This window comes from Hymenobacter artigasi (genome assembly GCF_012275535.1).
Classification (GTDB): domain Bacteria; phylum Bacteroidota; class Bacteroidia; order Cytophagales; family Hymenobacteraceae; genus Hymenobacter; species Hymenobacter artigasi.
Map to the genome: position 1 here is coordinate 294,262 of NZ_JAAVTK010000004.1, position 20,428 is coordinate 314,689.

The window sequence follows — 20,428 nt, forward strand, 5'->3', positions numbered from 1 at the left end:
AAGAAAAAGCCGTCCGGACAGTCCCCTAAGTCAGAGGTAGCCAACAGGCTCCCTCCAACATTAGTTCGGACTATCCGCCTGACTACGCTTGAGCTTCGCCGTTGCTGGCACCGGCCGTTTCCGGCTTGGGCAGCAACACCTTACGCGACAAGCGGTACTTGCCGGTTTTCTTATCGATTTCCACCAGTTTCACGTCAATATCCTGTCCCACTTCCAACAAGCCTTCCAGCGTCTGAATCCGCTCGTGCGTCACTTCCGAGATGTGCAGCAGGCCGTCTTTGCCGGGCATAATCTCCACGAAAGCGCCGTAGGGCTGAATGCTGCGCACTTTGCCCTTGTAAACCTCGCCCACTTCGGGCTGCGCCGCGATAGCGCGAATCCGGTCGATGGCGCCCTGCATGTCCTCTTGGTTGGAGGCGTAGATGCTTACGTGGCCCTTCTCATCCTTCTCCTCGATAATCACCGTGGCGTTGGTATCCTTCTGAATCTGCTGGATAACCTTGCCACCCGGCCCGATGATGGCACCAATAAACTCTTTGTCAATCAGCATCTTATGCGAGCGCGGCGTATGAGCCTTCAGCTCAGCGGCTGGCGCAGCAATGGTCTTGGCCATTTCGGCCAGGATGTGCAGGCGGCCGGCGCGGGCCTGGTGCAGCGCGGCGGTCAGAATCTCATTGCTCAGGCCCTGAATTTTGATGTCCATCTGGCAGGCGCAAATGCCTTTCTCCGTGCCGGTTACTTTGAAGTCCATGTCGCCGAGGTGGTCCTCGTCGCCGAGGATGTCGCTCAACACCGCGTATTCGCCGGTTTCCTTGTCCTGCACGAGGCCCATGGCGATGCCCGACACGGCACCCGTGATTTTCACGCCCGCGTCCATCAGCGCCAACGAACCAGCACAAACGGTAGCCATCGAACTGGAGCCGTTCGACTCCAGGATGTCCGACACGATGCGGATGGTGTAGGGGTTCTCATCTTCGGGGGGCAGTACCTGCTTCAGCGAGCGCAGGGCCAGGTTGCCGTGGCCGATTTCGCGGCGGCCAGCGCCCCGGTTCGGCTTCACTTCGCCAGTCGAGAAACCGGGGAAGTTGTAGTGCAGCATGAATTTCGAGTAGCCCTTGGCCAGCGGCTGGTCGATGATTTGCTCATCGAGCTTGGTGCCGAGCGTGGCCGTGGTCAGGCTCTGGGTTTCGCCACGGGTGAAAATAGCCGAGCCGTGCGCGCCGGGCAGGTAGTTGATTTCCGACCAAATAGGACGGATTTCGGTGAGCTGGCGGCCGTCGAGACGCACCCGCTCTTTCACCATCATGTCCCGAATAGCCTTCTTCTCAGCCGAGCCATAGTAGCGGCTGAACATCTTCATGTTCAGCTCAGCATCCACGGACAGCAAGTGCTCCAGCACAGCTTTTTTCACCTTGCCAAAGCCTTCCTTGCGGCCGCCTTTGCTGGTGTTACCGCTGCGGGCCACGTCGTAAGCACCCTGGTACACGGCATCCAGAATGGTCTTTTTCAGCTCCTCGTTCTCCTCGTACTTGGGGTACTCACGAGTAGGCGAATCGGCAGTACGGCCCACGGCCTCGGCTAGGTCCTTCTGCAGCTGGCACTGGGCCTTGATGGCTTCGTGGCCGAAAGCAATGGCCGCCACCATCTCCTCTTCGCTCACTTCCTTCATGGCACCTTCCACCATGGCCACGGAGTCGGCGGTAGCACCTACCATGAGGTCCATGTCAGCGCGGGCCAGGTCGGAGGTTTTGGGGTTAATCTGGAACTGGCCGTCGATGCGCGCCACGCGCACTTCGGAAATCGGACCAGCAAACGGAATATCGGAAATCGACAGCGCAGCCGAGGCAGCCAGGGCGGCCAAAGCGTCGGGCTGAACTTCTTTATCGGCCGAGATGAGGGTAATCATCACCTGCACCTCGTAGTGGTAGTCTTTGGGGAACATCGGCCGCAGGATGCGGTCGACGAGGCGGCACACCAGGATTTCGTAGTCGCTCAGGCGGCCTTCGCGGCGCTGGAACGAGCCGGGAATCTTGCCGGCCGAGCCGAATTTCTCCTGATAATCAACCGAAAGGGGCAGAAAGTCAACGCCATCGCGCTGGCTCGGGGCCGAAACCACCGTGGCGAGCAGCATGGTATCGCCGAGGCGAACCACGACGGCACCGTCGGCGAATTTGGCCAGCTTGCCGGTTTCGATGGAGATAACGCGGCCGTCGGGCAGCGCCAGGGTTTTGGTAATGGCGTGGGGATGGGACATCAGCGGGATTTGCTTGGAAAAGCGACAGCGGGCGAGCAGCCAAAAACGAGTACCGCGCACGGCCCTCGTTACTCAGGGTAGACACAACAGTATGCCGATGGTAAAACAGCTTTTCGGGGTGGCCTCGGCACAAAACCAATCCGAACAAAAAAAGAGTAGGGAACCTTCGTTGGAAGGCTCCCTACTCTCAGATTCCGAAATTACTTACGGATGCCCAGCTCCTTGATGATGGCGCGGTAGCGGTTGATTTCGCGGTGCTGCAGGTAATCCAGCATGCTGCGACGCTTACCTACCAGCTTCAGAAGGCCCAGGCGAGTGCTGTGGTCCTTCTTGTTCACCTTCAGGTGCTCGGTGAGGTGGGTGATGCGGTGGGTGAAAAGCGCAATTTGCGACTCGGCCGAACCGGTGTCGGTTTTCACTTTCTGCAGGCTGTTCTTTTCGAAAATGGCCTGTTTTGCTTCAGTAGTCAGAATCATCAGTTGATAGGTGTTACCCCGTCTAAGATTTTGGGTTAAAATAAGGATTGTGATTACCCCGTACATCGGGGTGCCGCAAAGGTACGGAATTTAATAACAGGATGAAAGCGAGCCGGCGGGATTTGTAATATAAGCTTGCTTATGCTACCAGCTCTTCCTCGGGCTCCGTGATTTTGCGCAGGGCCGGGATGCCCAGCCGCCGCGGCAACCGCCGCCAGAAGTCCATCTCCAGCAGGCCGGAGTCGTTGTAAGCCTGATATAGGAAGAACAGGCCAGCCGGCAGCAGTACCAGGTTCGACATCCACATGCCCACTCCTACCGGCATCACGAACTCGCGCCCATACTTCTCGCCCATGATGCTGAGCACGTAATACACGATGAAAAAAAGAATGGAAATGAGAATGGGCACGCCCAGGCCACCTTTCTTGATGATGGAGCCCAGCGGCGCCCCAATCAGAAACATCAGCAGCACGGCCACCGACTGCGAGTATTTCCGGTAAACCTCAATCCGGAACAGGGCTGAGTTACGGGCGTAGTCATTGAGCCGTTCGGAAGTCGAGTTGGCAAATGCCTGGAGGTTGCGGGCCCGGTTGGACGCCTGTTGGAGAATAGACCCGGTAACCGGGGCCAGCTTCGTAGCAGGTACCTGGAGGTTTGCCACCTTCTGGTTGGCCCGCCGTCCGGTGGTATCGAAACGTGCGAAGGTGTAGTACGCATTCATCTGCCGGGGAAGCTGACGCTGCTCAGCATGCATTTTCTTCTGCACCGAATCGGTGGCGGAACGGAGCTGCGTAATGTTGAGCATCATTCGGTTTTCCTTGAACAGGTCTTCCTTGGTGCGACCCAGGCTGAACGAAGCCAGCGAAAAAGTAATGACGTTGTGGTCAAATCCCTGGCGCACGAAGCTGGCACCGGCCCGGTCGCGGGAATCGGGCTGCTCAATGTAGTTGTGGCCGTGAAATAGCTCCAGGTTCAAATAACCACCGTTGAGCGTGGTGAACATGCGGCCGGAATCGGCCAGCATCACCGTGGCATTGCCCGACTTCTGGGTGTGGTCGTAAATCATGACGCCGTGCAGCCGGTCGCCGTTTTCGCCGGTTTTCTTATCCACTTTGATGGTGTAGCCGGGAATGCCGCTGTAAAATACCCCCTCGCGGATATCCAGGGCCAGCTTTTGCTGGCGCACGTCCCACAGCAGGCTGTAGGCTTTTAGATTGGCCTTGGGTACAATGGTTTCGTTGAACCAGAACGCGCCGATGGCCAGCCCCGTGGTGAGCAGCAGCACCGGCCGCAAAATGCGCGTGAGCGCAATACCCGACGCCTTGATGGCCGTGAGCTCGTGGTGCTCGCCGAGGTTGCCGTAGGTCATCAATGAGGACAGCAACACGGCCAGCGGCAGCGACACGGGCACGATAAGCACGCTGAAATAGAAGAGCAGCTGCAACAGCACCCCCGTACCCAAATCCTTGCCGATGATATCGTCCAGATACTTGAGCAGGGTGTGCGTGAGCAGAATAAACTGCACCACCGCGAAGGTGAGCAGAAACGGGCCGGCAAAGGCCTTCAGAATAAGCTTATCGAGCTTTTTGAGCATGGTGAGCGACGCTTGAGGGCGCAAAAGGTGCGCCAGCGCAGAAACGAAAGTTCAGAGAAAAAAGTACCGCAGTACCATTGTGAAAGGATTGGGCCGCTTAGCCGCCCACCTGCTCCCGCAGCTTGGCCACAAGGCCTTCCCACATCTCATGCTGCTCGGCGGCATCGTGGCCGGCAGAGTAATCAACCACCCGCAGGTACACTTCGTCGGTCACCTGCGACGAATCAAGGGTAAACTCCAGGGAATTGGCATCGAGCACCGACTGGCGGTGGTCGTCGAGAAATACGAAGCGCACCGCCTTATTCAGGCGCTGACCCGAGATTTCAGCGTAATGATTGTCATTATCCCAGATAAAATTGAGGCGCTGGCCCTCCACATAGCGCACATCGTCGCAGAACCACTGCGAAAGGCCCGAGGCAGTAGCCAGGTAGGGAAAAAGAATTTTGGGTGATGCGTTGATGGGAAATTCTACCAAAAAACGCGTTTTAGTTTGAGTATCAGGCAATGCCATAGGACTAGGACGAAGGAAGCTGAGCGCCGCAATGATAAAACGAGCGGAACACAGAAGAAATACAGTTTTATTTGGCCCAGCACCTTGCTTTGGGGCCTTTTGTAACGTTACCTTTGCACCCACAAAAAACCCGGCGGGGTAGCTCAGCTGGTTAGAGCACAGGATTCATAACCCTGAGGTCGGCGGTTCGAGCCCGCCTCCCGCTACGTCGAAAACCGTTTCAGTCTAGTACTGGAGCGGTTTTTTTGTTTCCAGTACTTTTAGTCAGTGATTTGCCTAACCAGATACGGAGCGGAAACAACCCGACAAGCTGGACAGACCAACAAGGGGTAAAACAAGAAAACGCTGAACCCAAGGGCCAGCGTTTTCTTGGTGGATAGCGCGCAGAGGCAGTTATTTTGCCTTCTCCACGATGCCTTTGAAGGCTTCGGGGTGGTTGAGGGCCAAATCAGCCAGCACTTTGCGGTTGAGCTCGATGCCAGCCTTTTTCAGGCCGCCCATCAGCTGCGAGTACGACAGACCGTGCTCACGAGCGCCGGCGTTGATACGCTGAATCCACAAAGCACGGAATTCGCGCTTCTTTACTTTACGGTCGCGGTAAGCGTAGAGAAGGCCTTTTTCAACGGCGTTCTTGGCTACGGTCCACACGTTTTTGCGACGGCCATAATAGCCTTTCGCCAAACGCATAATTTTCTTACGGCGGTGGCGCGAGGCCACGTGGTTGACACTTCTTGGCATAACCTAGAGAGTTTTTGGCAGCCGGCGACGGGTGAGGTCTTAAGGCCGGAAGCCTGGTGGAGAAAAAATTATAAATTATAAATTGCGAATTATAAATTAAGACTGAGCAAAACTAGGCCGCTCACTTATAATTTATAATTCTGAATTTATAATTAAATATTCAGCATCTGGCGCACGCGGTTCATGTCGGCGCTGCTCACGAGGCCGGTGTGGGTCAGGCCGCGCTTCTGCTTGGTCGTCTTCTTCGTGAGGATGTGCGATTTGAAGGCGTGCTTCCGCTTCACCTTGCCCGTTCCGGTGAGCGCAAAGCGCTTCTTGGCACCGGATTTCGTCTTTACTTTCGGCATTGTAGTAAGTGTTGGAGGGTTGGTTGTTGATTGTTGATTGCTGACTGACCAGTGGTCGGGAAGCCATCTTCAACCGGGTAAAATCTATTCGGCGGCGTCGGCAGCGGGTGCTGGCGCCGTTTCGGAGGGCTTTTCGGGGGCTTCGGCCTTGGGCTCGGCGGGCTTGGGGGCTTTGGGCTTGGCATCGGAAGCAGCGGCGGGCTTGGCGGCGGGCTTCACTACGGCAGCCGCTTTCGGGGCCAGGTAGAGGAACATGCGCTTGCCTTCGAGCTTGGGCAGCTGCTCCACTTTGGCGAGGTCCTCGAGGGCCTGGGCAAACTTGAGCAACAGGATTTCGCCCCGCTCCTTAAACACGATGCTACGACCAACGAAGTGCACGTAGCTCTTGATTTTCGCGCCTTCGCGCAGAAACTCCTGGGCGTGCTTCACCTTGAAGGCGAAGTCGTGCTCGTCGGTGTTGGGACCGAAGCGGATTTCCTTGAGCACGACCTTGGTCTGCTTGGCTTTCAGCTCGCGGGTTTTCTTCTTCTGCTCGTACTTAAATTTCGAGTAGTCGATGACGCGGCAGACGGGCGGGGTGGCGGTAGGCGAAATCTCAACGAGGTCGAGATTCTGCTCCTGCGCCATTTTCCGGGCTTGGTCTGTTGGATAAACACCCTGTTCGACATTGTCGCCGACGAGTCGTACCTCGCGGGCCAGGATTTTCTGATTGATTTTGAACGGCTCTTCCACCTGCTGGCGGGGCACGTACCGACGATTCGGAGCTGCTATGGTTTGGTCCTCCTGCTAAAAAAGTGGCGGGGAATGAGAGTCTGCGTGGTTTAGGCCGGGTAAGGCCTGGGTATCAAGGGGCAAATATCGGCATTTTTAATTGGAAAGGCAAGTGGATTGCCTAATCAATTTGACAGCCTGCATAATTAAAGAACGTCATGCAGCGCGCAGCGAAGCATCTTTACCTCGTTACTAAACCCTGTTAATTGGATTCGTATTGCGGTAAAGATGCTTCGCTGCGCGCTGCATGACATTCCAATTATTCAAATTGTAGCCTGATTAGTAGGCCTCTACAATCTGACTTTGAACGCTCTTCACGAAGTCTTCAATCGGCATCGAGCCCAAGTCGCCTTCGCCGTGCTTGCGCACGCTGATGATGTTGTCCTGGGCCTCCTTCTCCCCTACTACCAGGAGATAAGGCAGCTTGCTCATCTCGGCATCGCGGATTTTGCGGCCGATGCGCTCGTCGCGGGCATCCACGGTGCCGCGCAGGTCGCGCTGCTCCAGCTGGGCTTTTACTTCGTTGGCGTAGTCGATGTACTTGTCGGAGATGGGCAGTACGATGAATTGCTCGGGGGTGAGCCAGAGCGGGAAGTTGCCGGCGCAGTGCTCGATGAGCACGGCCACGAAGCGCTCCAGCGAGCCGAAGGGCGCGCGGTGCAGCATAACGGGGCGCTGCTTGGTATTGTCGGAGGCTACGTATTCGAGGTCGAAACGCTCGGGCAGATTGTAATCGACCTGGATGGTGCCGAGCTGCCAGCGGCGGCCGAGGGCGTCGCGCACCATGAAGTCGAGCTTGGGACCGTAGAAGGCGGCTTCGCCCAATTCGGTGGTGGTGGAAAGGCCTTTTTCGGCCGCCGCTTCAATGATGGCGCTTTCGGCCAGGGCCCAGTTTTCATCGGTGCCGATGTACTTGGTTTTGTTCTCGGGGTCGCGCAGGCTGATTTGGGCCGTGTAGTCTTCAAAACCGAGGTTTTTGAAGACATAGAGCACCAGGTCAATCACCTTTTTGAACTCCTCTTTTACCTGGTCGGGACGGCAGAAGATGTGGGCATCGTCCTGCGTGAAGCCGCGCACGCGGGTGAGGCCGTGCAACTCGCCCGACTGCTCGTAGCGGTACACGGTGCCGAACTCGGCGTAGCGCACGGGCAGGTCGCGGTAGCTGCGGGGCTCGGTTTTATAGATTTCGCAGTGGTGGGGGCAGTTCATCGGCTTGAGGAAGAATTCCTCGCCGGGGTTGGGCGTTTTGATGGGCTGGAACGAGTCCGCGCCGTATTTCTCGTAGTGGCCGCTGGTCACGTACAGTTCTTTGGAGCCGATGTGGGGCGTGACAACGGGCTGGTAGCCGGCCTTCACCTGGGCTTTGCGTAGGAACTGCTCGAGGCGCTCGCGCAGGGCGGTGCCTTTGGGCAGCCACAGGGGTAGCCCCGCTCCTACTTTCTCGGAAAAAGCAAACAACTTCAGCTCTTTACCGAGCTTACGGTGGTCCCGACGCTTGGCTTCTTCGAGGCGTTCGAGGTATTCAGTGAGGTCCTTGGCCTTGGGGAAGGTGATGCCGTAGAGGCGCGTGAGCTGCTTGTTTTTCTCGTCGCCGCGCCAGTAGGCCCCGGCCACGTTCATCAGCTTGGCCGCCTTGATGGTGCTGGTGTCGGGGATGTGCGGACCACGGCAGAGGTCGGTGAAGCCGCCCTGCGTGTAGAAGGTGATTTGGCCGTCTTCGAGGCCGTCAATCAGCTCCAGCTTGTAGGGGTCCTGCTTGTCGGTGAAGTAGGCGATGGCATCGGCTTTGGAAACGTCCTTCCGCTCGTAGCGGCTTTTCGTTTTGGCCAGCTCGAGCATCTTCTTCTCGATTTCGGGGAAGTCCTCGCTGCTGATGCTACGGCCTTCGCCGAGGTCCACATCGTAGTAGAAGCCGTTTTCGATGGCCGGGCCGATGGCCAGCTTCACGCCGGGGTACAGCACTTCGAGGGCTTCGGCCATGAGGTGGGCCGAGGAGTGCCAGTAGGTGGATTTGCCGGCGGTATCGTTCCAGGTGAGGATGCTCACCTGCGCGTTGTCGGGCAGGGGGCGGTGCAGGTCGCGCACGTCGCCGTTGACGGTGACGGCGAGGGCGTTGCGGGCAAGGCCTTCGGAGATGCTGGCGGCTACGTCGTAGCCGGTAGCGCCGTCGGGCAGCTGGCGCTGGGAGCCGTCGGGGAGGGTGATGTTGAGCATGAGACTGGGGTAAAAGCGGCCGGAAGGGCCAAGCAAGGCGCAAGTTAGCACTTGTGCCGGGAGGGGCGATATTTTTTTCAAACAAGCGGCGGCCGGGAAATACCGATGCTTGGTTTTAAACAGTATCCTGGGCTATTGATTCCTTGCTGCGGAATTCAGCGGAGAAACCGGCGCGATGGGCTCGATGCGGGGCCGGGCTACGGGGCGGCGGTAGAAGTAGCGCGGCGCGGTGCGCAGGCTATCAGGCAAAGTAGCCTGCACCATCCCGTTCGTCTTCCACACTTTAAACGTCCAGTGCGGGTTGCCGGGATTTTCGGCCACGAGCAGGCGGTACTGGACCAGGGCTTCGGAGAGGCGGCCCTGCGTTTCGAGGGCTTCGGCAAGTAGTGAGCGGGCTTCGGGCAGGCGCGGGTTGCGGCGCAGGGCGCGGGTAAGGTGCTTAATGACAGTAACAGGCTGGCGGGCTTTAACGGCGGCCAGGCCCAGACGATAATCGGCCCGGTACACGCTGGTATCGAGGACCAGGGCGCGGCGGTAGTACCACTGGGCACTATCCGGGCGGCCCTGCAGCTCCAGCTGACGGCCGTAGTCGTAGCGCAACAAGCCGGAGGTGGTATCGAGTTTCATGCCGAGGGCGGCGTAGCGGGCGGCATCGGCGGGAATGCGCCAGGCATTGAGCAGGAAAGCCAGCTGGTGCAGGATTTCGGGCTCGCGGGGGTTGCGGGCCAGGGCATCCTGCAGGTACTGCACGGCGGTGCTGGTATCGGCGGTGGCAGCGTAGGCGAGGCCTTTGTAGAAGAGCGCGGCGGGCTGGTCGGGGTCGAGGCGCAGGGTGCGGTCGAGGTTGTCGAGGGCGGCGGGGTAGTTGCGGGCGGCGAGATGGGTTTCGCCCACGAAAAGCGGTAGTTCGGGGCCCGAAAAGCCAAGTTCGGCGGCCTGGCGGGCGGCGGCCAGCGCGGCGGGCAGCTGCCCCAACGCCCGGTAGGCCTTGGCCTGAATGAAGTAGAGGTTGCTATCGGAATCGTCTATTTCCAGGGCAGCAGCCACGTCGGTGAGGGCGGCGGTGGGCTGGCCGGCAGCCAGGCGCAGGGTGGCGCGGCGGGCCAGCAGGGCCGTATTGCGGGGCTCGCGGGCAATGGCGCCGTTGAGCTCGTCGGCCTGCACGCGGGGGCCGCTCTGCACTGTTTTCAGGTTCACCAGGGTGTCGGGCTGCTCGGAGGGCGCGGACTGGCAAGCAGCCACGGCCAAGCAGCCCACCAGCGGCAGCCAACGCGAAGAAAACCGTATCGAAACCGAAAAGCGCATGGTCATGTAAATGCAAAGCTAGTTGCTACTGCTTGCGGCTGAGGGTATCGCGGCGCGCCCGGCTGGAATCAGCGGGAGCCAGAATAGCAGGTTTAGGTTTTTTGCCTTCGCGCGCCCGGCGTTTCTGGCGGCGCGCATCGGCCCGCACTAGCGGAGGCAGCATTTTGCGGCACAGGCGGCTCACCACCAAATCTTCGCTGGTGAAGGTGGGCAGGCGCTCGGCCTCGCGCAGCAAGGCAATGGCGCGGCGGCGGCGGCCCTGGTAAACGTACATCCGGGCCAAATCGTAGCAAAACTGCAGGTTTTTGGGAGCCAGCTCGCGGGCTTTTTCCAGGTCGGCCATGGCTTCTTTGCTATCGCCGCCGGGCGGCACCCCGCCGAGCACGATTTTGCTGTACAGGCGTTCGATTATGTTGTAGTGCGCCACGCGGTACTGCCAGCGGCCGCGCAGCTGCCAGGCTTCGGGCAGGTCGGGCCGGCGCTCGGTGGCCAGATATACGTGCGAGCGCAGGTCGCTAAAGGCTCTGAGACGAGCACCAGCGCGGTACAGCGTGGCCTCGTTGAACAGCGCCAACGCTACGGCGTAGTTGCTTTCGCCGCCTTCGGGCCGGAGCAGCAGGGCGCGGTCGGCGTACTGCCGGCCGAGGTCGAAATAGGCCGATTTGCGGGTTTCATCGGAATAGCGGGCACCGATTTTTACGCTCAGCACGGCGGCCTGCCACAGGGCCAGGTAGTGGGTCGGCACCTCTTTCAGGATTTCCTGGTAAACGGCCAGGGCTTCGGAATCCTTGAAGCTATTGGCGAGCGCGGCGGCCTGGAATAGCTTGACGCGCACGGCCGGCGGGTCGGCGGGTGGGGCGGCTACCAGCACGGGGAGGGCAACGGGCTTAGTAGGGAGCGGCCGGATTTGGCCAGCCGCCGGCAGCACCGCCAGGACGCAGAGCAGCAAGGCGCGACCCAGCCCGCCATACCCCCACCGGGCTACCAATAGCAAGCACGACCACCACCGAAACAACACAAGCATAAACGCAAATAAATAGCGCAAAAGGATTGCTGAGCGCCAGAATCAGTCGCTCAAAACCCAACGGCCCGCTGCCCGGCATCACTCCACTACCCGGCGGCTGGATTTAAAACAGCCCCAGCTGCGCCTTGGGCCGCTTTAGCAACTCCTGGGCGCGGGCCACTTCCTCGGCGGTTACGTCGACGGGGCCGGCGGGCTCGGGTTGGGCTTCGGCCCCGGCGGGATTTTCACCGGGCCGGGGGGCGGCGGCGCGCTTTTTCACTTCGCGGCGCTGGGGCTCGGGGCCTTCGTCGGTGAGCAGCGTGAGGGCGTGGATTTTGTAGTAGTTGAGCTTGTTGCCCATCGCCTTCCAGCCTTTCACGTCGATAAAGTCGTGCAGGGCAATGTTTTCGGTTTCCTTGTCGGCCTTCTTATCCTTCTGAATTTTGACTTCTACCAGCGGCTCGGGGTTGGCCGTCACGGCCAGCATTTTCGAGCCTTTGGCTTCGGAGATGAACAGAAAGCGCTTGGCCAGCGTGCTGGTTTCAATCTTAAACCGCTTGACGTAGTGCACTTTGCTTTCCCCATCGAGGTACACCGTCGAGAGCACCGTATCGGGCTCCAGCTTGCGCAGCAACACCATGTTGGGCACGTCGAAGTGTATAGCGGGGTCGGGCGCGGTCAGCTCGTAGCTGCCGTCCTTGTGCACCACCAGCAAGGCATTTTCGGTGTCGAAGGTGCCCAGGTAGCGGCCGTGGCCGGCGGTGTTGAGGCGGCCCACCACGCTGTCGAAGAACATTTCGCGGCCGCCCAATGTCGAGTCGCCCAGGGTTTTCTGGGTGATTTTTTTGATGGGCTGCTTGGTCACGATGTTGCCCATCGAGCCCTTGCCTTTGATGCTGAGCTCGGCAAAATCGAAATCGAACTGCTTCACCCGCGCCGGGGCTTTGTCGGAAAGCAGGATGTTGACAATCTCAGATTCCGAATTGGGGTTGGCCGTGAGGTAGAGGGTTTTGGTGCCCTTGGTGCCCTTAGTCAGGTCGTAGGTTTTGTCGCGGGTGATGCCTGAAACGAGGAAGCGCTTGGCGAAGCTGATGCCCGACGCGCCGTCGAGGTACACCATGTTGTACACCAGCCGGTCATCGTTCTTATTGTAGACGCCGACGTGCAGTATATCCTTGCCCACGAAGGTCTTATCGCCGATTTTGGTGACCATGAACGTGCCGTCGCGCTTGATGGCGATGATGTCGTCCAAATCAGAGCAGTCGCACACAAATTCGTCCTTTTTGAGGCCGTAGCCCACGAAACCGTCCACGCGGTTCACATAAAGCTTCTGGTTGGCGATGGCCACTTTCTGAGCCGTCACCACGTCGAAGGTGCGGAGCTGGGTTTTGCGCTCGCGGCCCGCGCCGTACTTCTTCAGCAGGCCCTCGAAGTAGTTGATGGCGTAGCGCGTGAGGTTGGCCAGGTGGTCGGCTACTTCGGCCAGCTCGGCTTCCAGCTTTTGCAGGTATTCATCGGCCTTGAAGGCGTCGAATTTCGAGATGCGCTTGATGCGGATTTCGGTGAGGCGCGTGAGGTCGTCCTCCTCAATCGGGCGGCGCAGCACTATGCGGGTGTCCTCGGCTTTGGCCTTCTCCCCTTCTATGCGCACGAATTTCTTCAGGCCCTTGTCAATCGTTTCGAGAATTTCGGCCCAGGTTTCGCATTCCTCAATCTTGCGGTAGATGCGGTTTTCGATGAAAATCTTCTCCAGCGAAGCGTTGTGCCAACGCTCCCATAGCTCATCCTGGCGGATTTCGAGCTCGCGCTCCAGCAGGCGCACGGTGGCCTTGGTGCTCTGGCGCAGCACATCCTCCACGCCCACGAAACGGGGCTTGTCGTCGATGATGACGCAGGTGTTGGGCGAGATGCTGATTTCGCAGTCGGTGAAGGCGTACAGCGCGTCCATGGTCAGGTCGGGCGACACGCCGGTGGGCAGCTGCACTTGAATCTCCACGTTGGCCGCCGTGTTGTCGACCACCTTCTTAATCTTGATTTTGTTGGCTTCCGAGGCCTTCACAATGCTCTCCATCAGCGCCGTGGTGGTGGAGCCGTAGGGAATGTCGCGGATGATGAGCAGCGTTTTATCGACTTTCTCGATGGTGGCGCGCAGCCGGATTTTGGCCCCGCGCATGCCCGAGTTGTAGTTGCTAACGTCGCACAGGCCACCGGTCGAAAAGTCCGGAAACAGCTGCACCTCGCGGCCCCGCAGCACGTCGATGCTGGCCTTGCACAGCTCGCGGAAGTTGTGGGGCATAATCTTGGTGCTCAGGCCCACGGCAATGCCCTCCACGCCCTGCGCGAGCAGCAGCGGGAACTTCACGGGCAGCGTGGTGGGCTCGCGCTTGCGGCCGTCGTAGCTGAGCTGCCACTCGGTGGTATCCGGATTGAACACCACGTCGATGGCGAATTTCGAGAGCCGGGCCTCGATGTAGCGGGCGGCGGCGGCACCGTCGCCGGTACGCACGTCGCCCCAGTTGCCCTGCGTTTCGATGAGTAGGTCTTTCTGGCCCAGGTTCACGATGGCGTCGCCGATGCTGGCGTCGCCATGCGGGTGGTACTGCATGGTCTGGCCGATGACGTTGGCCACTTTGTTGAAGCGGCCGTCGTCCATCTCCTTCATGGCGTGCAGGATGCGGCGCTGCACGGGCTTAAGGCCGTCTTCGATGGCGGGCACGGCCCGCTCCAGAATTACGTAGGAGGCGTAGTCCAGAAACCAGTTCTGGTACATGCCGCGCACGGTGGCCACATCGTGAATGGTTTCGCCAGGGGCGAATTTGGGCTCTTCTTCGGTTTGCTCCTCTACGGGGATGGCCACGGCGGCGGTGGGCTCTGGCGCGAGGCCACCGAACAAATCGGCGGGCGCGGGCGGTGCATCGTCGGCAGTGGTGCCTTCGGCGGCATCCAGCGCGGCAAAGCTGGTGGGCTCTTCGGCATCGGCATCGGCGGCCGGCGAAAAAGCCGACAGGTCAAAATTCACCGAGTCGCCGGGCTGTAAATAATCTTGGTCGGGAGCGTCGGAGTTGGGAGTATCGAGAGAAGCCACGGGGGGAAGCGAATGAGGTCGGCGTACTGCCGTCAAAAATACCGGAATCAGCGCGGAGCGCAATAAATTACAATTCCGGCCGGGGCCGGAAAGTTCCCAAGATTCTTAGCGAACCAGGGCTACCAGGAATACGCCCCATCGAATAGCAACGCACCCACAAAGCCAAACTTCGGCTTTTTATCACCAGAAACCAAACTAAATAAACTAGCCAACGGCTGTCTTCCTCCGGGTTGGTGGATACCTGCACAGCGGCCGGCCAGCGCAAAAAGAAAAAAGCCCGAACCAAGGGCTCGGGCTTTTCCGTGGAATGTGTCGACTAGTCTACCCCTAGGCGACAAGGCAAACGTACACAAAAAAAAATTATTCCCAAACATCAAGTACTCATTCAGGGAAATTTTACGAAGCTAACAGTTGTGCTTATCGGGCATTTTTCCAGAAATGGGACAGCTAGCGCATTTGTTGTTTAGGCCAAATCAGCTTCGGCTACTTCGGCCACGGGCAGCACGTCGGAGGTAATCAGGTCTTTTTCGAGGCGCAGGTTTTCAATGATGAATTCCTGGCGGGCAGGCGTGTTCTTGCCCATGTAGTAGGTGAGCACCTGCTGGATGCTGCGGTCGGATTGCAAAATGACGGGTTCCAGCTTGATGTTTTCGCCGATGAACTTGCCGAATTCATCCGGCGAAATCTCGCCCAGTCCCTTAAAACGAGTGATTTCGGGGTTTTTGCCCAGCTTGCGCATGGCGGCCTGCTTCTCGCTTTCGTTGTAGCAGTAAATAGTTTCTTTCTTGTTGCGGACGCGGAAGAGCGGCGTTTCGAGGATGAAAACGTGGCCGTTGCGCACCAAATCGGGGAAGAACTGCAGGAAGAACGTGAGCAGCAGCAGCCGGATGTGCATGCCGTCGACGTCGGCATCGGTGGCCACCACCACGCGGTTATAGCGCAGGTGCTCAATGCCTTCTTCAATGTTGAGCGCGTGCTGGAGCAGGTTCAGCTCCTCGTTCTCGTACACGATTTTTTTCTTGAGCCCGAAGCAGTTCAGCGGCTTGCCACGCAGGCTGAATACGGCCTCCAGCTCCACGTTGCGGCTCTTGGTGATGCTGCCCGACGCGGAGTCGCCCTCGGTGATGAAGAGCGTGGTAAGCAGCTCCTTTTCGGCCCCGTCCTTGGCGTTTTCGCCCAGATGGAAGCGGCAGTCGCGCAGCTTACGGTTGTGCAGGTTGGCTTTTTTGGCGCGCTGGTTGGCGAGTTTTTTCACGCCGGCCATGTCCTTGCGCTCCCGCTCGCTCTGCTCGATGCGCTTGCGCAGGGCTTCGGCCACCAGCGCGTTTTTGTGCAGGTAGTTATCGAGGTGCTCCTTGACGAAATCGAGGATGAAGCCGCGCACGGTGGGGCCGTCCTCGCCCATGTTCACGCTGCCGAGCTTGGTTTTAGTTTGGCTTTCAAAAACCGGCTCCTGCACCCGCACCGAAATGGCGGCGATGATGCTGGCCCGGATGTCGGCCGCGTCGTAGTCCTTCTTGTAGAACTCGCGCACGGCCTTCACCACGGCCTCGCGGAAGGCAGCCAGGTGGGTGCCGCCCTGGGTGGTGTACTGGCCGTTCACGAACGAGTAATACTCCTCGCCGTAGTCGTTGCCATGGGTCATGGCCATCTCAATATCCGGGGCTTTGAGGTGGATGATGGGGTAGCGCAGGTGCTCCACGTCGGCCTTGCGGGCGAGCAGGTCGAGCAGGCCGTTTTCGGAGTAATACTTCTGGCCGTTGAAGTTGATGGTGAGGCCAGCGTTGAGGTAAACGTAGTTCCAGATTTGATTTTCGAGGTACTCCGGAATGAAGCGGTAGTTCTTGAAAATCGTATCGTCGGGCTGGAACGTGACGAGCGTGCCGTTGCGCTGGCTGGTTTTGGTGGGCTTGGGGTCGCCCACCAGGTTGCCCTGGGCAAACTCGGCGGCCTTAAGGATGCCCTCACGCACGCTCTGGACAAGGAAGTAACCGCTGAGGGCGTTCACGGCCTTGGTGCCCACGCCGTTGAGGCCCACCGACTTTTGAAATACCTTACTATCGTACTTGCCGCCGGTGTTGATTTTGCTCACCACATCGACCACCTTGCCCAGCGGAATGCCCCGGCCGTAGTCGCGCACCTGCACCCGGCTGTCGGAAATTTTGATGTCGATGGTGCGGCCGTGGCCCATCACGTACTCATCGATGCAGTTATCGACGACTTCCTTCACGAGCACATAAATGCCGTCGTCGTACGCCGAGCCGTCGCCGAGCTTGCCGATGTACATGCCGGGCCGCAGGCGAATGTGCTCGCGCCAGTCCAGCGAGCGGATACTGTCTTCGTTGTAGCCGTGGTCGGCGGCGGCCGGGGCGAGCGGCAATTGTTCGTCGTTCATCTAAAAAATCCGTAAGGAGGGCAGTTCTGGGGTAAAATAACGCAGAAAACAGCGGCATGGCAAGCCCACTGCTGCCAGTAAGCTTAGCCAGTCCCGCCAAATTATTTAGTTTTCAACAGCACTGCTACCGTCCCGGTTCACGGGCCGGGGGGCCAGTCGCCCGTTTTTCTGCTTCCCTCCTACTGCTTATCGCCCAACGAATATGTTTCCCCGCCCCAATCTCATCAACCAGCCGCGCAACTTGCCCACGCCCGCCCAAAACCAGGCACCGGCCGAGGTGAAGCAGTCGCCGGTAATCCACTATACTTTTCTCCTGATTGGGTTGTCGCTGCTGGTGTATGTGCTGCATAAGCTGGATGGCGTGCTGCTGCCCATCCTCTTTGCCGGGCTGCTGGCAGTGCTACTGCTGCCGCTGGTGCTGCGGCTGGAAAAGTGGAAATTCACGCGCATCTGGGCCATTATTGTGACGCTGCTGCTGCTAGTGGCGGCGCTGGTGGGTTTGTTCTACCTTTTCGGCACGCAGCTGATGACGCTGCGCGACGAGCTGCCCAAGCTCCAGGCAAAATCACTGGTGTACTTCGACCAGATTCAGCAATGGGCCAGCGAGAAGTTCGGCTACCACCCCATGAGCAAGGACGAATTGATTGACTCGTCGATGAAATCGGTGAAGAAATCGGCGGGCGGCTACCTGGGCTCCACGCTCAGCATGACGGCCGCCGTGCTGAGCGTAACCACGCTGATTCCGATTTATATTTTCTGCTTTTTGTATTACCGCGACCACATGCGGCAGTTTATGTTCCGCTTCGTGGCCCCCGACAAGCGCACCACCGTGCTGCATACCATGGACAGCATTCAGACCGTGGTGCAGGCCTATATTCAGGGGCTACTCACGGTGATTGTGGTGGTGTCGGTGCTCAATGGCATCGGGCTGCTGCTGCTGGGGGTGAAATTCGCCATTTTCTTTGCCGTGTTTGCTTCCGTGCTGGCCGTTATTCCCTACATCGGCATCATGGTGGGCTCGGCCATTCCGGCGCTGGTGACGCTGGTCGAAACCGGCTCGCCGGGCAAGGCGGCGGCCGTGGTGGGCGTGTTTATGTTCGTGCAGTTTCTGGAAGGCAACTTCATCACGCCCATGATTACGGGCTCGAAAGTGAGCATTAACCCCATGGCCGCCATCGTTGCCTTGATTTTGGGCGGCGAGCTGTGGGGCACGCCGGGCATGATTCTGAGCATTCCGCTGGTAGCGGTGCTCAAAGTGGTGTTCGATGCCAGCAAAGCCACCGAGCCCTGGGGCTTTCTGCTCGGCGACGTGACCGATGGCGAGGACACGCAAAACGACACCTCGGACGACAAGCCGGGCTTTTTTGCGAAGGCCTGGCGCATGATAAAGCGGATGTAGCGCGGACTTTTAGTCCGCGAGTGGCTGGCTATTTCGTGCGCGGGCTAGAACCACGTTACGGCACATGCAACCTTCTACCGGGCTAAGTTTGTTAGCTTTCCTTTCTGACCACCTTCCGTGCCGCGCTTTGTACGCCATCATCGACCTTGAAACCACCGGCGGGCAGCCCACCCAGGACCGCATCACCGAAATAGCCATCTACATTCACGACGGGGAGAAGATTGTGGACGAGTACGCTACGCTGCTCAACCCCGGCCGGAGCATTCCGCCGTTCATCACCCAGCTCACGGGCATCACCAACGACATGGTGAGTGACGCGCCCAAGTTCCACGAAGTGGCCCGCAAGGTGGTGGAAATGACCGAAGGCTGCGTGTTCGTGGCCCACAACGTGCGCTTTGACTACTCATTTCTGAAGAAGGAATTTGCCGACCTCGGCTATAACTACTCGCGCAAAACGCTGTGCACCGTGCGCCTGTCGCGCAGCCTCATCCCGGGCCAGCCCAGCTACAGCCTGGGCAAGCTGTGCCAGAGCATCGGCATCCCGCTCGAAGGGCGGCACCGCGCCGCCGGCGATGCCCACGCCACTGCCCTGCTCTTCGGCAAGCTCCTCAAAATCACCACCGAAACCGAGGACCTCCCCCACGGCACCGACACCAGCCACACCCTGGCCCGCGTGGATGCCCTGGCTCCTTCCGGCCAGGCGGCCAGCGCCAAAAAGCCCTCGCCCAAGCGTGTGGCCGCCGTGCAAACCGCCATTCGGGAGGCGCTGATGCCGCCGCTGCTGCCGGCGGCGGTAGTAGCCAGCCTGCCGCAGGCCACGGGCGTGTACTACTTCCACAACGAGGCCGGGGAAGTGATTTACGTGGGCAAAAGCATCAATATCTACAAGCGCATTCAGCAGCATTTTGCCATTGATGTGAAGTCGCGCAAGAGCCTGGAATTTAAGAATTCCATTGCTGACATTACCTGGGAGCTGACCGGTTCGGAGCTGGTGGCATTGCTGTATGAGTCGCACCTGATTAAGCAGATGAAACCGGCCTACAACCGGGCGCAGCGGCGCTCGGTATTTCCGGCGGGCATCTACCTGCGCACCAACGAGGACGGCTACAAGGTGCTGGCCTATGGCCGCGCCGATGCCCGCAACGCCGAAATTCCCATTATCGCGCTCGGCAACCAATACAAGGCGCAGGGATTTCTGTACCATAAAGTGGCCAAGTACAACCTCTGCCAGAAGCTGTGCGGGTTGTATAAAACGCCCGGCGCGTGCTTCGACTACCAAGTGCACCGCTGCCAGGGGGCCTGCGTGGGCCAGGAGCCGCCCGAGAGCTACAACCTGCGCGTGGACGAGGCCATCGACAGCATCAGCTACGAGCACGAATCGTTCGTAGTCATCGGCCCGGGCCGCACGGAACTGGAAAAGAGCATCGTGCTGGTGGAAAATGGCCGCTACTGCGGCTTCGGCTACGTAGATGAAACGTTCTCGGCGCGCAAACTGGCCGATTTTCGGGATGTAATTAAGGGCTATACTGATAATAAGGACGTGCAGCAGATTATCCGCAACCACCTGCGCACCAAGCGCAAGGGCGAGCGGGTGAAGGTTTTTGGATGAGCTGAGTTATTTCACGGTAGAATAGGCCAGTGTTATATGAAGTCCCGATTTGCATTCGGCCCCACACTTTGCCCGGCGCTTTAGCGCCGGGATTGAGGCATTTACTTTTCACGGGGCTTTAGCCCTTGCTGGATTCCGAGCCAGTTACGTCCGGCGCAATTTCCAGCCCTTTAAAAAGAAGCTCGCATTCTTCAGTAAAGCTCATGGATTGGTGGTGCGTTTCCTGGCCGGCAATGTATGCCCGTACCCGCGCCAGCCCGGAAGGGCTGACAGAGCCGGCCCAGTATTCTGACTGCCAGCGGAATGGTCCGGATGCGATAAAGCCCTGCTGATTTAGCCAATGGCTGGACTCTCCCTTGAGCAATTGAATGACTTTCGCCAGGGTTTGGTCGGGAGCGAGGGCGAAGAGGATGTGGACGTGGTCGGCGAAGCCATTCACATCGGTAAGGCGAATATTCTGGCGGTTAGCCTGCTCGCGCATATGCTGATACAAGGTAGTGCGAATGGCAGCGGTAAGCCAGGGATGACGCTGATGGGTGGCCCAAACCGCGTGAATCCAGATAGCGGTGTAAGGCATAGCATGCGATGGGAAGGGCTAAAGCCCGATAAAATATTGCTGGTTAACCCGGCGCTAAAGCACCGGGCAAAGGATAGAAGCGGCAATGAAGCGAAAATATTGGTTAACCCTTCGCTAAAACGCCGGGCAAAGGCAAAGAAGCGGCAATGA

General features: G+C 58.9%; 14 protein-coding genes, 1 tRNA gene and 1 pseudogene. 3 read left to right on the forward strand and 13 right to left on the reverse strand.

Going from position 1 to position 20,428, the window contains the following annotated elements:
- Nucleotides 1-82 precede the first annotated feature (82 nt).
- The 4 genes from pnp to HBN54_RS09465 all read right to left on the reverse strand — a co-directional run bounded on the left by pnp (nt 83) and on the right by HBN54_RS09465 (nt 4,835).
- On the reverse strand, nt 83-2,254 hold the full coding sequence (pnp, locus tag HBN54_RS09450) for a polyribonucleotide nucleotidyltransferase (RefSeq protein WP_168672940.1): 2,172 nt from the start codon (nt 2,252-2,254) through the stop codon (nt 83-85).
- Between the two features lie 200 nt (nt 2,255-2,454).
- Entirely contained in the window at nt 2,455-2,730 is a 276-nt protein-coding gene (rpsO, locus tag HBN54_RS09455; RefSeq protein WP_168672941.1) for a 30S ribosomal protein S15, read from the reverse strand.
- A gap of 139 nt (nt 2,731-2,869) precedes the next feature.
- Nucleotides 2,870-4,324 carry an LptF/LptG family permease gene (locus HBN54_RS09460; protein ID WP_168672942.1) on the reverse strand — a complete coding sequence of 485 codons (1,455 nt, stop codon included), beginning with the start codon at nt 4,322-4,324 and terminating at the stop codon, nt 2,870-2,872.
- A gap of 97 nt (nt 4,325-4,421) precedes the next feature.
- Nucleotides 4,422-4,835 carry an START-like domain-containing protein gene (locus HBN54_RS09465; RefSeq protein ID WP_168672943.1) on the reverse strand — a complete coding sequence of 138 codons (414 nt, stop codon included), beginning with the start codon at nt 4,833-4,835 and terminating at the stop codon, nt 4,422-4,424.
- Between the two features lie 132 nt (nt 4,836-4,967).
- On the opposite strand from HBN54_RS09465, the gene HBN54_RS09470 reads away from it, so the two are divergent.
- A tRNA-Met gene (locus HBN54_RS09470) sits at nt 4,968-5,041 on the forward strand.
- Nucleotides 5,042-5,228: 187 nt separating this feature from the next.
- On the opposite strand, the gene rplT is transcribed toward HBN54_RS09470, so the two are convergent.
- The 8 genes and pseudogenes from rplT to HBN54_RS09510 form a co-directional block, all read right to left on the reverse strand.
- The gene (rplT, locus tag HBN54_RS09475; RefSeq protein WP_168672944.1) at nt 5,229-5,573 is read right to left on the reverse strand and encodes a 50S ribosomal protein L20; all 345 of its coding nucleotides are present in this window, start codon (nt 5,571-5,573) and stop codon (nt 5,229-5,231) included.
- Between the two features lie 152 nt (nt 5,574-5,725).
- On the reverse strand, nt 5,726-5,920 hold the full coding sequence (gene rpmI, locus HBN54_RS09480) for a 50S ribosomal protein L35 (RefSeq protein WP_046242504.1): 195 nt from the start codon (nt 5,918-5,920) through the stop codon (nt 5,726-5,728).
- A 213-nt stretch (nt 5,921-6,133) separates the two neighbouring features.
- A pseudogene (infC, locus tag HBN54_RS09485) lies at nt 6,134-6,691 on the reverse strand (translation initiation factor IF-3); the annotation flags it as partial.
- Nucleotides 6,692-6,970: 279 nt separating this feature from the next.
- Nucleotides 6,971-8,905: a threonine--tRNA ligase gene (thrS, locus tag HBN54_RS09490; RefSeq protein ID WP_168672946.1), complete on the reverse strand. Its 1,935-nt coding sequence runs from the start codon at nt 8,903-8,905 to the stop codon at nt 6,971-6,973.
- A gap of 132 nt (nt 8,906-9,037) precedes the next feature.
- Nucleotides 9,038-10,216, reverse strand: coding sequence for a tetratricopeptide repeat protein (locus HBN54_RS09495; RefSeq protein ID WP_168672947.1), 1,179 nt, complete (start codon nt 10,214-10,216; stop codon nt 9,038-9,040).
- A gap of 19 nt (nt 10,217-10,235) precedes the next feature.
- Entirely contained in the window at nt 10,236-11,234 is a 999-nt protein-coding gene (locus HBN54_RS09500) for a tetratricopeptide repeat protein (RefSeq protein ID WP_168672948.1), read from the reverse strand.
- Between the two features lie 103 nt (nt 11,235-11,337).
- Entirely contained in the window at nt 11,338-14,070 is a 2,733-nt protein-coding gene (locus tag HBN54_RS09505) for a DNA gyrase/topoisomerase IV subunit A (protein WP_382213596.1), read from the reverse strand.
- A 691-nt stretch (nt 14,071-14,761) separates the two neighbouring features.
- On the reverse strand, nt 14,762-16,693 hold the full coding sequence (locus HBN54_RS09510) for a DNA topoisomerase IV subunit B (protein ID WP_168672949.1): 1,932 nt from the start codon (nt 16,691-16,693) through the stop codon (nt 14,762-14,764).
- 202 nt (nt 16,694-16,895) lie between these two features.
- Here HBN54_RS09510 and HBN54_RS09515 point away from each other — a divergent pair, with 202 nt between their 5' ends.
- Nucleotides 16,896-18,092 (forward strand): AI-2E family transporter, encoded by a 1,197-nt coding sequence (locus HBN54_RS09515; protein WP_168672950.1) that lies wholly within the window; start codon nt 16,896-16,898, stop codon nt 18,090-18,092.
- Nucleotides 18,093-18,219: 127 nt separating this feature from the next.
- Entirely contained in the window at nt 18,220-19,701 is a 1,482-nt protein-coding gene (locus HBN54_RS09520) for an exonuclease domain-containing protein (RefSeq protein WP_210428000.1), read from the forward strand.
- A gap of 118 nt (nt 19,702-19,819) precedes the next feature.
- Here HBN54_RS09520 and tnpA read toward each other — a convergent pair whose 3' ends face one another.
- Nucleotides 19,820-20,278, reverse strand: a complete 459-nt coding sequence (gene tnpA / locus HBN54_RS09525) for an IS200/IS605 family transposase (RefSeq protein ID WP_168672952.1) — start codon at nt 20,276-20,278, stop codon at nt 19,820-19,822.
- Between the last annotated feature and the right edge of the window lie 150 nt (nt 20,279-20,428).